This is a genomic window from Actinocatenispora comari (assembly GCF_017312725.1).
Lineage (GTDB): Bacteria > Actinomycetota > Actinomycetes > Mycobacteriales > Micromonosporaceae > Actinocatenispora > Actinocatenispora comari.
The window spans coordinates 15,822-29,240 of sequence record NZ_BOPO01000015.1 but is presented as its reverse complement, the minus strand read 5'-3'; the positions used below and the strand labels follow the sequence as shown (position 1 = coordinate 29,240).

Annotated in this window: 12 protein-coding genes and 1 riboswitch; of the genes, 8 read left to right on the top strand and 4 right to left on the bottom strand. The window is 73.8% G+C overall.

The annotated features are described in order from the left end of the window. Positions 1 to 253: 253 nt before the first annotated feature. From thyX to NUM_RS06000, 4 genes are all read left to right on the top strand, one after another. Complete coding sequence (thyX, locus tag NUM_RS06015) at positions 254 to 997, top strand: FAD-dependent thymidylate synthase (RefSeq protein WP_207123591.1); 744 nt, start codon at positions 254 to 256, stop codon at positions 995 to 997. Positions 998 to 1,082: 85 nt separating this feature from the next. After that, a complete protein-coding gene (gene dapA / locus NUM_RS06010; RefSeq protein ID WP_207123565.1) occupies positions 1,083 to 1,979 on the top strand; it encodes a 4-hydroxy-tetrahydrodipicolinate synthase in 897 nt (298 codons plus the stop codon). 145 nt (positions 1,980 to 2,124) lie between these two features. Beyond that, complete coding sequence (locus tag NUM_RS06005; protein ID WP_207123564.1) at positions 2,125 to 3,813, top strand: ribonuclease J; 1,689 nt, start codon at positions 2,125 to 2,127, stop codon at positions 3,811 to 3,813. A gap of 72 nt (positions 3,814 to 3,885) precedes the next feature. After that, positions 3,886 to 4,614 (top strand): YoaK family protein, encoded by a 729-nt coding sequence (locus tag NUM_RS06000; protein WP_207123563.1) that lies wholly within the window; start codon positions 3,886 to 3,888, stop codon positions 4,612 to 4,614. 13 nt (positions 4,615 to 4,627) lie between these two features. On the opposite strand, the gene NUM_RS05995 is transcribed toward NUM_RS06000, so the two are convergent. The 3 genes from NUM_RS05995 to NUM_RS05985 form a co-directional block, all read right to left on the bottom strand. Next, positions 4,628 to 5,299 (bottom strand): TetR/AcrR family transcriptional regulator C-terminal domain-containing protein, encoded by a 672-nt coding sequence (locus tag NUM_RS05995; RefSeq protein ID WP_207123562.1) that lies wholly within the window; start codon positions 5,297 to 5,299, stop codon positions 4,628 to 4,630. 82 nt (positions 5,300 to 5,381) lie between these two features. Beyond that, a complete protein-coding gene (locus NUM_RS05990) occupies positions 5,382 to 6,065 on the bottom strand; it encodes an ester cyclase (protein ID WP_207123561.1) in 684 nt (227 codons plus the stop codon). Positions 6,066 to 6,251: 186 nt separating this feature from the next. Next, entirely contained in the window at positions 6,252 to 7,274 is a 1,023-nt protein-coding gene (locus NUM_RS05985) for an aspartate-semialdehyde dehydrogenase (protein ID WP_207123560.1), read from the bottom strand. A 76-nt stretch (positions 7,275 to 7,350) separates the two neighbouring features. Here NUM_RS05985 and NUM_RS05980 point away from each other — a divergent pair, with 76 nt between their 5' ends. The 4 genes from NUM_RS05980 (at position 7,351) to NUM_RS05965 (ending at position 12,777) form a co-directional block, all read left to right on the top strand. Continuing rightward, positions 7,351 to 7,737 carry a DUF2784 domain-containing protein gene (locus NUM_RS05980; protein ID WP_207123559.1) on the top strand — a complete coding sequence of 129 codons (387 nt, stop codon included), beginning with the start codon at positions 7,351 to 7,353 and terminating at the stop codon, positions 7,735 to 7,737. A 79-nt stretch (positions 7,738 to 7,816) separates the two neighbouring features. Next, a complete protein-coding gene (locus NUM_RS05975; RefSeq protein WP_207123558.1) occupies positions 7,817 to 10,267 on the top strand; it encodes a DNA translocase FtsK in 2,451 nt (816 codons plus the stop codon). Positions 10,268 to 10,321: 54 nt separating this feature from the next. Then, positions 10,322 to 12,166: an Hsp70 family protein gene (locus NUM_RS05970; protein WP_207123557.1), complete on the top strand. Its 1,845-nt coding sequence runs from the start codon at positions 10,322 to 10,324 to the stop codon at positions 12,164 to 12,166. 50 nt (positions 12,167 to 12,216) lie between these two features. Continuing rightward, a complete protein-coding gene (locus NUM_RS05965; RefSeq protein ID WP_207123556.1) occupies positions 12,217 to 12,777 on the top strand; it encodes a hypothetical protein in 561 nt (186 codons plus the stop codon). Between the two features lie 244 nt (positions 12,778 to 13,021). Here the strand turns inward: NUM_RS05965 and NUM_RS05960 are convergent, their stop codons facing one another. Next, positions 13,022 to 13,309, bottom strand: a complete 288-nt coding sequence (locus NUM_RS05960; protein ID WP_207123555.1) for a CBU_0592 family membrane protein — start codon at positions 13,307 to 13,309, stop codon at positions 13,022 to 13,024. Positions 13,310 to 13,316: 7 nt separating this feature from the next. Then, positions 13,317 to 13,381, bottom strand: a riboswitch (guanidine-III (ykkC-III) riboswitch). Positions 13,382 to 13,419: the final 38 nt, after the last annotated feature.

The following is a 13,419-nucleotide window of genomic DNA, read 5'->3' as shown; positions in this document are numbered from 1 at the left end:
ATCACTTCCGACGCCAGTCAATGCCTGATTGCCGTCTCTGGTGCCGTCTCCTGTCGTCGCGGCGCCCCGACCCGGACGGCGAAGCGGCCATCGGGCGCTCAACCGGCCGGTTCCGGCCGGGGTCGCGGGCGCCGGCGAGCCGGGGCCGGGGCTGCCGGTGCACCGGGACCGGCTGCCGGTAAATTCGAGGCGCGGCGGCGGAGGGGAGCGGCTCGTCGCGTCGCCAGACTTCGAGGGGGATGCCGTGCCCGAGATCGTTCCGCCCACCGTGCAGCCCATCGCCTGGACCCAGTTCGCGCCGCCTGCCGACGTGCCCTGGACCACCGACGCCGACGGCGGCCAGGCGCTCGCCGAGTTCGCCGGCCGGGCGTGCTACCAGTCGTGGAAGAAGCCCAACCCGGCCACCGCGACCAACGCCGGCTACCTGCGGCACATCCTCGAAGTGGGGCACCTGTCGGTGCTCGAGCACGGCAGCGTGACGTTCTACCTGACCGGCATCTCCCGCTCGCTGACCCACGAGCTGATCCGGCACCGGCACTTCTCATACTCGCAGCTGTCCCAGCGGTACGTGCCGGAGCGCAACGCGGCGATGGTCGAGCCGGACGTGATCGCCGAGGACCCGGAGCTGCACGCGAAGTTCGTCGAGGGCGCCGAGGCCGCCGTCCGGCTCTACACCGAGCTGCTGGAGGGGCTGGAGAAGAAGTTCGCCGACGTGCCCAACGCGACGTTGCGTCGCAAGCAGGCCCGGCAGGCCGCCCGGGCGGTACTGCCGAACGCGACCGAGACGCGCATCGTGGTCACCGGCAACTACCGGGCGTGGCGGCACTTCGTCGCGATGCGGGCCTCCGAGCACGCGGACGTCGAGATCCGGGCGCTGGCGATCGCCTGCCTGCGGCAGCTGCAGCAGGTGGCGCCGAACGTGTTCGGCGACTTCACCATCTCGGCGCTGGACGACGGCAGCGAGATCGCGGCCAGCCCGTTCGTCACCGAGGGCTGAGCCGGGTGGGGTCAGCCCTCCGGGGGACGGACGTCTCACCGGATGATCCGCCCGAGCCCGCCGGTCGGTCCGATAGGTTGGTGGTATGACGCACGACCCGCGCCGACCGTTCGGTCGGCTGCTGACCGCGATGGTCACCCCGTTCGCCGCCGACGGCTCGCTCGACGTCACCGGTGCGCAGAAACTGGCCGAGTACCTGGTGGACGTGCAGGGCAACGACGCGCTGGTGATCAGCGGGACCACCGGTGAGGCGCCGACCACCACGGACGGGGAGAAGGAGACGCTGCTGCGCGCCGTGGTCGAGGCGGTCGGTGACCGGGCCCGGATCGTGGCCGGCGTCGGCACGTTCGACACCGCGCACACCGTCGAACTCGCGCACGGGGCGGCCAAGGCCGGCGCGCACGGCCTGCTCGTGGTCACCCCGTACTATTCGAGGCCGCCGCAGGCCGGGCTGCTCGCGCACTTCACCAGCGTCGCCGAGGCGACCGACCTGCCGGTGATGCTGTACGACATCCCCGGCCGGACCGCGACCCCGATCGCCACCGAGACGCTGTTGCGGCTGGCCGACCATCGCAACATCGCGGCGGTCAAGGACGCCAAGGGCGACCTCGCCGCGACCTCGGCGGTCACCGGGCACGGCGGGGTGGCGGTCTACTCCGGCGAGGACAAGCTGACCCTGCCGCTGCTGTCGGTCGGCGCGGTCGGCGTGGTCGGTACCCCGACGCACGTCGCCGGGCGGGAGACCAAGCAACTGATCGAGGCGTTCGAGGCCGGCGACCATGCCGGTGCGCTCGCGCTGCACCACCGGCTGCTGCCGGTGTTCACCGGCTTCTTCCGTACCCAGGGCGTGATCCTGGTGAAGGCCGCGATGCGGCTGCGCGGGCTGCCGGCGGGCCCGGTCCGGTCGCCGCTGGTGGACGCGACCGAGGCCGAGATCCGGCAGCTGCGCGCCGACTGCGAGCGGGCCGGCATCGAACTCTGACCGTCGCGACCTGCGGTGTACTCCGCGGGTCGCGTGCGGTGTGCACGACCGGCCGCCGCCGCGCCGTGTCGCGGTCGGCGGGGCCGCGCAGCGGGCGCCGGACCGCTGGTACCAGAAGACTGTACGAAGTGAATAGGAGAGCCACGTGAGCCAGGCACATCCGGAGCTGGCCCCACCACCGCCGCTCGCCGCGCACAGCCTGCGGGTCGTCCCGCTGGGCGGCCTCGGCGCGATCGGCCGCAACATGACCGTCTACGAGTACGAGGGGCGGCTGCTCGTCGTCGACTGCGGCGTGCTGTTCCCGGATGTGGACCAACCGGGCGTCGACGTCATCCTGCCGGACTTCTCGCCGATCGCCGACCGGCTCGACGACGTCGAGGCGATCGTGCTCACGCACGGGCACGAGGACCACATCGGCGCGGTGCCCTACCTGCTGGCCCGCAAGCCGGACATCCCGCTGGTGGGCTCGCAGTTCACCCTGGCGCTGGTGGAGGCGAAGCTCGCCGAGCGGCGCATCACGCCGTACTCGCTGACCGTCCGGGAGGGCGGCGTCGAGCAGCTCGGCCCGTTCCAGTGCGAGTTCTTCGCGGTCAACCACTCGATCCCGGACGCGATGGCGGTGGCGGTCCGCACCGGCGCCGGGACGGTGCTGCACACCGGCGACTTCAAGATGGACCAGCTGCCGCTGGACGGCCGGGTCACCGACCTGGCCGGGTTCGCCCGGCTCGGCGGCGAGGGCGTCGACCTGCTGCTGTCCGACTCGACCAACGCCGAGATCCCCGGCTTCGTCACCTCCGAGCAGGAGATCCGGCCGGTCATCGACGGCATCTTCCGCCGGGCGCGGGGCCGGATCATCGTCGCCTCGTTCGCCTCGCACGTGCACCGGGTCCAGCAGGTGCTCGACTCGGCGGCCGAGCACGGCCGCAAGGTGGCGCTGATCGGCCGGTCCATGGTGCGCAACATGGGCATCGCGCGCGACCTGGGGCTGCTGCACATCGCGGCCGGGCTGGTGGTGTCGCTGGAGGAGGCGACCAACCTGCCGGCGGACGAGATCGTGTTCATGTCGACCGGCTCGCAGGGCGAGCCGATGAGCGCGCTGGGCCGGATGGCCTCCGGCGACCACCGGCACGTCAAGATCGAGCCGGGCGACACCGTCGTGCTGGCGTCGTCGCTGGTCCCGGGCAACGAGACCTCGGTGTACCGGGTGATCAACGCGCTGTCGCGGGCCGGCGCCACGGTGATCCACAAGGACGTGGCCCGGGTGCACGTCTCCGGGCACGCGCCGGCCGGCGAGCTGCTGTACCTGCTCAACGTGGTACGGCCGAGCAACTTCCTGCCGATCCACGGCGAGTGGCGGCACCTGCGCGCGCACGCCCGGCTGGCGACCGAGTCCGGGGTACCGGCCGAGGGCGTCGTGCTGTGCGAGGACGGCGACGTGGTCGACCTGGTCGACGGCCGGGCCCGGCTGGTCGGTCACCTGCCCAACCGGTACGTCTACGTCGACGGCCTCGCGGTCGGTGACGTGGGGGAGAGCGCGCTGACCGAGCGACGCATCCTCGGCGACGGTGGGTTCATCGCGGCGACCGTGGTGGTCGACTCGGTGACCGGCAAGGTGGTCGGTGGTCCGACCGTCTCGGCGAAGGGGTTCTCGGAGGACCCGACCGCGTTCGACCCGGTGGTCCCGTTGATCACCGAGGTGCTGGACCGGGCGGCGAAGGACGGCGTGACCGATCCGCACCAGTTGCAGCAGCTGGTGCGCCGCTCGGTCGGCCGGTGGGTGAACGACAAGTACCGGCGCCGTCCGATGATCGTGCCCAACGTCGTCGAGGTGTGATCCGGCCCGCCGCGCGGTGAGCATCGCCGGTTCCGACCCGTACCGACGGTCACGGATGCGATGCTCACAGCGATGTCTGCCGAGCGGTCCGAGGACGAACGGGAACGCGTGGGGCCGCCCGCCCTGCGCGTGGTCCCGGACGCGCTGCTGCTGGTGCTCGCCGCCGGCGCCGGCGCCACCGACGCGCTGAGCTACCTGGCGCTGGGGCACGTGTTCACCGCGGTGATGACCGGCAACCTGGCGCTGCTGGGCATCGCCGCCGGTACCGGCTCCGGCTCGGCCGCGGTGCGCTCGGTGGTGTCGCTCGCGGCGTACGTGGTCGGGGTGGCGGTGTGCACCCGGTTCCTCGGCCACACCCGGGCCACCGACCCCGACCCCTGGCCGGTACGGGTCACCCACGCGCTCGGCGTGCAGGCCGTGCTGCAACTGCTGCTGTTCGTCGGCTGGCTGGTCGCGGACGGCCGGCCGACCGGGATCGGCGCCGGCGTGCTCGTCGCGGTGTCCGCGGTCGCGATGGGCTTCCAGGCCCGCGCGGTGCAGGCGCTCGCCCTGCCCGCCGGCTCCACCACCTACCTGACCAGCACGCTGACCACGGTGGTCAGCCGGATCACCGGCGGCGCACCGGGCCGGGGGCTGCCCCGGCTGGTGTTGCTGGTGGCCGCGATGCTGGCCGGTGCGGCGGTGTCGGCGCTGCTGGTGCAAACCGCCCGGCTGGCGGCCGGGGTACTGCCGTTCGCGCTGACCGGCCTCGCCGTGCTGGCCGCGGCGGCGGTCGACCTGCGGCACCGCCACCGGCACTGACCGCGGGCCGGCGTCAGCCGCCGGACGGCGGGTCGGGGAGGCCGGTGAGCAGCGCGGTCAACCCCTGCTCGTACAGCGCGTCCGCGTCGTAGCTGGTGCCCGCGATCCGGGCGAGCCAGGCGGCGACGGTCGGGTACCGGTCGCGGTCCAGCGCGGCGCTGGTCTCGTCGCGCTGTGCCGCGGTCGGCTCGGCCGCCCCGAGCGGAGGCCGGCCGGCGATCGCCAGGCAGTGCCCGATCGTGTAGGTGACCAGGTTGTTCAGCGCGTAGTTCGCCTCGACCAGGTCGAACCCGGCGTCGTGCAGCAGCCGCAGCGCCGCCTCGTACAGCCCGAGTCCCGGTCCGGCTGTCACCTCGTGGGTGGCGACCGCGGGCAGCGCGCCGGGGTGCCGCAGCAGGGTGGCGCGCAGCGCCCGCAGCCAACTGCCCAGCACCGGCCGCCAGTCCGCCGCCGGCTCGCTGGCCGGGACGGTGACCTCCGCGAACACCCGGTCGGCGAGCCCGGCGACGATGGCCGCCTTGTCCGGCACGTGGTGGTACAGCGACATCGCCTCGACGCCGAGCTCCCGGCCGAGCCGGCGCATCGACAGCGCCTCGATGCCCTCGGTGTCGGCGATCCGGAGCGCGGCCTCGAACACCCGGTCGCGGCTCAGCCCGGCGCGCCGACGGGATGCACTACCGGCCACGCACGCTCCTTGCTCGCTTCGACACGGTCGGGGACCTTCGATCGGACGCCGGCGCAGCCGATCATGGTCCCCCGACAGTCTCTCAGGGCAGGTCGTCGACGGCGACCACCTGGTAGGCGGGGGCGGCGCCGACGCGGGCCAGCACCTGCTCGCGCGTGCCGGCCAGCTGCGCGTACCGGAGCAGCCGGCGCGGGTCGTCGACGCGCCGGGCGGTGTACACGCGGGCGCCGGCCGGGCCGGTCAGCTCCTGCCGCAGCCGCTCGACCGCCCGGTCGGGGTCGGCTCCGTCGTCCAGCACGATGGAGTCGACCACCAGGTACCGCCTGGCGTGCGGGTCGTCCGGCGCCGCCGCGGCGATCTCGTCGTCCGAGCCGATCAGCCCGAACTGCTGCAGACAGCCGAACCGGTCGGACACCCCGCCCAGTTCGGCGAGCAGCCCGTCGACGAACCGGAGTACGAACACCGCCGGCCAGCTGGCCCGCTGTCCGGTGGCCGTGCCCCGCCGGTACGCGCCGGTGTTGGTCGCCGAGATGCGCAGGCTCAGCACGGCCCGGTCGGCGTCGACGAGCAGGTCGTCGAGGTCGAGCCGGACGTCGGGGAACGACGCGACGGCCAGCTCCATTCCGGTCCGGAAGGAGTCGGCCGGCGCGTCCACCACCAGCGGTGGCGCGACGAGGTCCGGGGACAGCAGGGCATCGAGCGCGTCGAAGTCGCGGTCGTTGATCGTCTCGACGAACCGCCGGGCGAGCTGTTCGGTGCTGCTCATCGGAAGCCTCCCTGGTTGACTTACGTTGTAAGGCACAGGGTGCTGCCCATCCGGCGCGAGCGCAATACCTTACGATGTAAGTCACAGGGTGGCGCGAAAAGGCCCCGACCGACCGGCCGGGGCCCGTTTCGTACCGTCAGCGCGACGCGGCGGGCCCTCGGCCCGCGGCAACCAGCGCGCCGGCGCTCACCGCTCGGCGCAGAGCAGCTCGGCGATCTGGACGGCGTTGAGCGCCGCACCCTTGCGCAGGTTGTCGTTGGACACGAACAGCGCGAGCCCGTTGTCGACCGTCTCGTCCGCCCGGATCCGGCCCACGTAACTCGGGTCCTGCCCGGCCGCCTGCAGCGGCGTCGGGATGTCCGACAGCGCGACACCGGGCGCGTCGGCGAGCAGCTCGTGCGCCCGCCGCACGCTCAGCGGCGCCGCGAACCGGGCGTTGATCTGCAGCGAGTGCCCGGTGAACACCGGCACCCGCACGCAGGTACCGGACACCTTCAGGTCCGGGATGGACAGGATCTTGCGGCTCTCGTTGCGCAGCTTCTGTTCCTCGTCGGTCTCGCCCAGCCCGTCGTCGACCAGCGATCCCGCGTACGGCAGCACGTTGAACGCGATCGGCCGGGCGAACTTCGCCGGCTCCGGGAACTGCACCGCCGCACCGTCGAAGGCCAGCCTGGAGGCGTCGTCGGACACCTTCTTGACCTGCTCGTCGAGCTCGGCCACGCCGGCCAGCCCGGAACCGGACACCGCCTGGTACGTGGCGACGACCATGCCGACCAGCCCGGCCGCGTCGTGCAGCGGCCGCAGGACCGGCATCGCCGCCATCGTCGTGCAGTTCGGGTTGGCCACGATGCCGCGCGGCCGGTTCGCCAGCGCCTGCGGGTTCACCTCGGCCACCACCAGCGGTACGTCCGGGTCCATCCGCCAGGCCGACGAGTTGTCGACGACCACGGCGCCGGCCGCCGCGACCTTCGGCGCGAGCGTCTTCGACGTGCCCTTGCCGGCGGAGAACAGTGCGATGTCCAGCCCGCGGAAGTCCGCGGTCGCGGCGTCCTCGACCGTCACCTCGCCGTCCCGCCAGGGCAGCGTGCGCCCCGCCGACCGCGCCGAGGCGAACAGCCGCAGCTCGTCCGCCGGGAACTCGCGCTCCGCGAGGATGCGGCGCATCACGCCGCCGACCTGGCCAGTTGCTCCGACAATCCCGATACGCATGAGCCGCAGGCTACCTGGCGAACACGGCCAACCGCCGAGACGTCCCGCCCAGTGAAAACGGGCATACGCTGCGGTCATGGGCTATCGGTGGCTCGGCTGGGCACTGGTCGCCGCGCACTTCGGCTACCTCGCGTACCTGCTGCTCGGCGGCTTCGCCGCGATCCGCTGGCCGCGGACACTGCCGCCGCACCTGCTCGCCGCCGGGTGGGCGGTCGCGGTCGTCGCGGGCCACCTGCCGTGCCCGCTGACCGCCGCGCAGGACGCCGCCCGGCACGCGGCCGGGCTGCCCCCGCTGACCGGCGGCTTCCTGGCCAGCTACGTGCGCGGGGTGTGCTACCCCGGCGGCGCCGAGACGCTCGCCCAGGTGCTGCTCGGCACCGTGGTACTCGTCTCGTGGGTGCTGGTCGCGGTGCGGTGGTGGCGCCCGGCCCGGCAGCGCTGGACCGGCCGGCGCAGCCACTGACCCGGCTCAGACCAGGGAATTCTGTCACCGGCCGTGTCGGACCGGGGGTTTGCGTTCGGTTCCGGCTACCGTGGCGGTCATGGCTGGCCGTACGTCTGCCACGAGCCGTGCCCGCACCTCGGCGAAGAAGAAGACGGGTGCGGCTGGCCGTGCCACCACGCGCCGCAGCCCCGCCCGGCGACCGGCCCGCAAGCCGAAGCGGTCCGCCTCGGCGCGGGCCGCGAGCGGCGCGTTCACCGGCCTGGCCCGCGGGGTCGGGTTCCTCGCCCGGGCGGTCGGCCGGCAGGCCGCCACCGCGCGCGAGCTCGACCCGGCCCACCGGCGCGACGGCCTCGGCCTCGCCCTGCTCGCGTTCGGCATCGTGCTGGCCGTCGCGGTCTGGTTCCACGCCGCCGGCCCGGTCGGCTCCTGGGTGGCGTACGCGGTGCGCTGGGTGGTCGGCGCGGCCGCCGCGGCGCTGCCGGTGCTGCTGGCGTTCGCCGCCGTCCGGGTGTTGCGCCAGGCGCCCGATCCGGCGCACCGCGGCCGGCACCTGGTCGGCTGGAGCGCGCTGCTGCTCGCCGCGCTGGGCCTGCTGCACCTGTTCCGGGGCAGCCCCGGCACCGCGGACGGCCGGGCGTACGCCGGGGGCATCCTCGGTGACCTGGTCGGCGGGCTGCTCGCGCGCGCGGTGACCTCCTGGGTGGCGGTCCCGCTGCTGGTCCTGCTGTTGCTGTTCGGCGTGCTGGTGGTGACCGCGACCCCGCTGAACCGGCTCCCGGAGCGGTTCCGCCGGCTGCGCGACCTCGCCCTGGGCCGGGCCGCGGCGCCGGCCGAGGACGACGCGGACGAGGCGGGCGCGATCTCCGGGCCGCCGGTGCGGCTGCGGCGCCCGTCCCGGCGCCGGCAGGCCACCCAGGCCGAGGACCCCGCACCGGTGTCGCCGGCGCCGGCCGAGGAAGCCGCCGACGAGCCGGAGCTGCCGGCCCAGCGCACGCCGCGCAAGAAGCTGACCCCGCCGGAACACGGTCCGCTGCCGCCGCCGAAGGTGGAGCAGCCGGTGCTCAGCGCGGCGGAGGGCGACTACCGGCTGCCGCCACCGGAACTGCTGCGCAAGGGCGGCCCGGGCAAGACCCGCAGCCGGGCCAACGACGACACGATCGCCGCGCTGCAGGGCGTCTTCGAACAGTTCAACGTGGACGCCGCGGTGACCGGGTTCACCCGCGGCCCGACGGTCACCCGGTACGAGATCGAGCTCGGCTCGGGGGTGAAGGTCGAGCGGATCACCCAGCTGTCGCGCAACATCGCCTACGCGGTGAAGAGCCCGGACGTGCGGATCATCAGCCCGATCCCGGGCAAGTCCGCGGTCGGGGTGGAGATCCCGAACACCGACCGGGAGGACGTGATCCTCGGCGACGTGCTGCGCAGCGCCGAGGCCGCCGCCGACCCGCACCCGATGCTGGTGGCGCTGGGCAAGGACATCGAGGGCCGCAACGTGGTGGCCAACCTGACCAAGATGCCGCACATCCTGGTCGCCGGCGCCACCGGTTCCGGCAAGTCGTCCTGCATCAACTCGTTGCTGGTGTCGATCCTGGCGCGGGCCACGCCCGACCAGGTGCGGCTGCTGCTGGTCGACCCGAAGCGGGTCGAGCTGACCAGCTACGAGGGCATCCCGCACCTGGTGACGCCGATCGTGACCAACCCGAAGAAGGCGGCCGACGCGCTGGCCTGGGTGGTGCGCGAGATGGACATGCGCTACGACGACCTGGCCGCGGCCGGGGTGCGGCACGTGGACGACTTCAACCGCAAGGTGCTCAAGGGCGAGATCACCGCGCCGCCCGGCAGCGAGCGCGAGTACCGGCCCTACCCGTACCTGCTGGTGATCGTGGACGAGCTGGCCGACCTGATGATGGTGGCGCCGCGCGACGTGGAGGACGCGATCGTGCGCATCACCCAGCTCGCCCGCGCCGCCGGCATCCACCTGGTACTCGCCACCCAGCGGCCCAGCGTCGACGTGGTCACCGGCCTGATCAAGGCGAACGTGCCGTCCCGGCTGGCGTTCTCCACCTCGTCACTGGGCGACTCCCGGGTCATCCTGGACCAGCCCGGCGCGGAGAAGCTGATCGGCCGCGGTGACGGGCTGTTCCTGCCGATGGGCGCGAGCAAGCCGACCCGGCTGCAGGGTGCCTGGGTCACCGAGCCGGAGATCCACGACCTGGTCAAGTACTGCATCGAGCAGCGGCAGCCGGAGTTCCGCGACGACGTGTTGACCGTCGCGCAGGAGAGCAAGAAGAAGGTCGACGAGGACATCGGCGACGACCTCGACCTGCTGCTGCAGGCGGCCGAGCTGGTGGTGACCTCGCAGTTCGGCTCCACCTCGATGCTGCAGCGCAAGCTGCGGGTCGGCTTCGCCAAGGCCGGCCGGTTGATGGACCTGATGGAGACCCGTGGCGTGGTCGGGCCCTCCGAGGGGTCCAAGGCGCGCGACGTGCTGATCAAGCCGGACGAGCTGGAGGACATGCTGGCCAGCATCCGCGGCGAGAACGGCTGACCGGAAGGTGGTCCCGGTGTCCTAAGCTGTGCCGGATTGGGCGCGGGGAGGGACATGTCCGGTGGATGGCTGCTCGGGGTGGATCTGGGCACCTCGAACACGGTCGCGGTGCTGCGCCGGCCGGACGGCCGGGCCCGGCCGCTGCTGTTCGACGGCGCGGAGTTGCTGCCGTCCGCGGTGTTCGTCGACGCCGAGGGGGTGCCCTCGGTCGGCCGCGACGCGGTGCGGGCCGGCCGGGTCGAACCCGCGCGGTACGAGCCGAACCCCAAGCGCCGCATCGACGAACCCACGGTGCTGCTCGGTGCGCCGGTGCCGGTGACCGATCTGCTCGCGGCGGTACTGCGCCGGGTCGCGGACGAGGCGGTCCGGGTGGCCGGCGAGCTGCCGCCGGTCGTCCTGACCCATCCGGCCGACTGGGGGGCGGCGCGCCGGGACCGGCTCGCCACGGCGGCTGCGCGGGCCGGGCTCCCGGTCGCGGCGTTGCTGCCGGAGCCGGTGGCGGCGACCGCGTACTTCGGCACCGTGCACGCCTCGACCCTGCCACCGGGCGGTGTCGTCGCGGTGCTCGACGCCGGCGCGGGAACGACCGACGTGGCGCTGGTCCGTACCGGTCCGGCCGGGTACGAGGTGCTCGGCACGGCCGGCCTGTCCGACCTCGGCGGTCTGGACCTGGACGCGGCGCTGGTGGATCGGATCGGCACCAGGTTCGCCGGCGGACCAGCGACGGACGGTGCCGGCCAGCCCGGTCTGCCGCCGGCAGCCACGGGCGGGACCGGCGCCGCCGCCGCGCCCGGGGTGGCGGACGTCCCCGGCGACACCGGTGGGGCCGGCGCTGCAGACGGGACCGGCGATGCCGAGGGGCGCGGCGCCGCGGGCGGGACCGGTACCGCGGAGGGGACCGGTGCCGACCGGGCCGGGATGGCGGCGTCGGCCGACGGGGGCCCGGTGACGCCGTGGACCAGGGTGACCGCGCCGGCCACTCCCGACGAGTACCGGGACCGGTGGCTGTTCTGGGACGACGTGCGAGGTGCGAAGGAGGCGCTGTCCCGGCTGTCGTCGGCGCCGGTGCACCTGCCCGGTGCCGCGCCGCTGCACCTGACCAGGACCGAGTTCGAGGAGGTTGCCCGGCCCCGGCTCGGCCGGGCGGCCGACCTGCTGACCGATGCGATCGCCGCCGCCGGCCTGTCCGCGTCGCAGCTGACAGGCGTGTTCCTGGTCGGTGGTGGCAGCCGGGTGCCGATGCTCGCGGCGTTGCTGCACGAACGACTGGGCGTGCCGCCGGTCGTCTCGGAGCAGCCCGAGCTGGTGGTCGCCGAGGGCGCGCTGCACGTACCGCCGCCTGCCGCCGCCGCGCTGCCCCGACCGCCGGCGTGGGGTGGCGCGCCCCCGCCGCCGGTGCGGGGGCGCCGGATCGGGTACCTGGTGGCGGTGCTCGCGCTGGCGGTGCTGTTGCTGGTCGCCGGCGGTGCCACCGCGGTGCTCGGCGTCGACCGCGTGACCTCGTCACCGGCCACGGGCTGGCCGTCCGCCTCGGTGCGGGCCGCGACCGCCGCGGCGAACAAGGCGGTTCCGGTCGTCCTCAGCTACGACTACCGCTCGCTGGGCGCCGACGTGGCCGCCGCCCGGAAGTGGTGCACCGGGTCGATGCGTACCAGCTACCCGAAGACGATGGCGAAGCTGCGCAAGAACATCACCGACCAGCAGGCGGTGGTCTCGGCCACGGCGCGGGAGATCGGTGTCGTGTCCACCGGCAGCGACACCGTGACGTTGCTGGCCTACGTGGACGAGCGACGTTCCACCCGCACCGTCCCCGGGACGAGGGTCGACCGGAACCGGGTCCGCGTGGTGATGCGCCGTACCGACGAGGGTTGGTTGATCGCGAAACTGGACGCCCTGTGACGACTGGAGGCCCTGTGACGGTTGGAGGCCCCGGGACCGCTGGAGGCGCTGTGCCAGCTGGAGAGCTCGCTGCCGCGGGCGGCCCGGCGCCCTCCGGGAGCGTGCCGTCCGCCCTGCCCACCGACCGCCGGCGGCCGGTCGGCTGGCTGATCGCCATCGGTGCGCTGGCACTCGCGTTGCTCGTGACTCTCACCGTGCTGGTCGGCCTCGTCCTGACGCGACCCGACACCGGCGACCCGCCGTACGTTTCCGGGGCGTCGACCGCGGCCAGTACCGTCGTCCGGGCGTTCTGGAGCATCAGCGCGGACCATGTCGACGCCGACCTCGACCGGGTGACCGAGCTGAGCACCGGTTCGTTCCGGAGGCAGTTCCTGGCGGGCCGGGCGCAGACGCGCACTGCCGTGGTGCAGAACGACGTGCACTCGACCGGCACGGTGCTCGATGTCGCCCTGACGACGGCGAGCCGAACGAGGGCGACCGCGCTGGTCGCGGCCGACGCCACGGTGCACAACAAGACCGTGCCGGCGGGCAGGGTGGCGCACTACCGGATGCGCCTGACGCTGGTACGTCAGCACGACCGGTGGCTGCTGTCCGCGCTGAGCTTCGAGTGAACCCCGTCGAACCCGCCCCGGTTCGGCGCTCCGGCCCGGCCGCGGCGGCTGGTGTGCCTCGACCGCCGGCCGCCTGAGCGGCATCCGCGGCTCCGTCCGCCTGAGCGGCATGCGCGGCTCCGTCCGCCTGAGCGGCATGCGGTGCTCCGGCGTTTGACCGGACTGCGCGGCTGCGCCGCCCCGGGCCGAGATGGCCTTGGGCCGGGGTGGCCTTGGGCTAGACGGCTCGGGGCCGCGGGCACGGTCAGTCGGCGGAGGAGGGGGGTCGTTGCGCGCGCAGCAGGTGCGGGCGCTGCCGTCGGGCCCGGCCGAGCACCCCGAGCAGGGAGGCGAGCGCGACCAGGCACCAGACGCCCTCGAGCAGCAGGAAGCCCCATTCGCGCCCGAGCAGTGCGAGCACGGCGAGCACTCCGGAGCCGAGCGCGTTGACGATCAGGTAGGCCAGTGAGCGGGCGTCGACGGCGCCGATCTGGCTGGCGAAGAAACCGGCGAGCACCAGGATGGCGCCCACGATCTGCAGAATGTCGGTCATGGTAGGCGGCGCGTCGTCTTTGCTGGGCCGGGTACGTCGCGCTGCTCGTCCGGGACCGGTGGCAGACCCACCGTTCGTCGCCCAGGCTAGCCGGGTGCCGTCGAGACGAC

What these genes read in the sequence shown, in the direction of transcription:
- dapA (WP_207123565.1), top strand. Translation starts at nt 1,083, where the DNA reads ATGACGCACGACCCGCGCCGACCGTTCGGTCGGCTGCTGACCGCGATG.
- NUM_RS06000 (WP_207123563.1), top strand. Translation starts at nt 3,886, where the DNA reads ATGTCTGCCGAGCGGTCCGAGGACGAACGGGAACGCGTGGGGCCGCCC.
- NUM_RS05990 (WP_207123561.1), bottom strand. Translation starts at nt 6,065, where the DNA reads ATGAGCAGCACCGAACAGCTCGCCCGGCGGTTCGTCGAGACGATCAAC.
- NUM_RS05985 (WP_207123560.1), bottom strand. Translation starts at nt 7,274, where the DNA reads ATGCGTATCGGGATTGTCGGAGCAACTGGCCAGGTCGGCGGCGTGATG.
- NUM_RS05980 (WP_207123559.1), top strand. Translation starts at nt 7,351, where the DNA reads ATGGGCTATCGGTGGCTCGGCTGGGCACTGGTCGCCGCGCACTTCGGC.
- NUM_RS05975 (WP_207123558.1), top strand. Translation starts at nt 7,817, where the DNA reads ATGGCTGGCCGTACGTCTGCCACGAGCCGTGCCCGCACCTCGGCGAAG.
- NUM_RS05970 (WP_207123557.1), top strand. Translation starts at nt 10,322, where the DNA reads ATGTCCGGTGGATGGCTGCTCGGGGTGGATCTGGGCACCTCGAACACG.
- NUM_RS05960 (WP_207123555.1), bottom strand. Translation starts at nt 13,309, where the DNA reads ATGACCGACATTCTGCAGATCGTGGGCGCCATCCTGGTGCTCGCCGGT.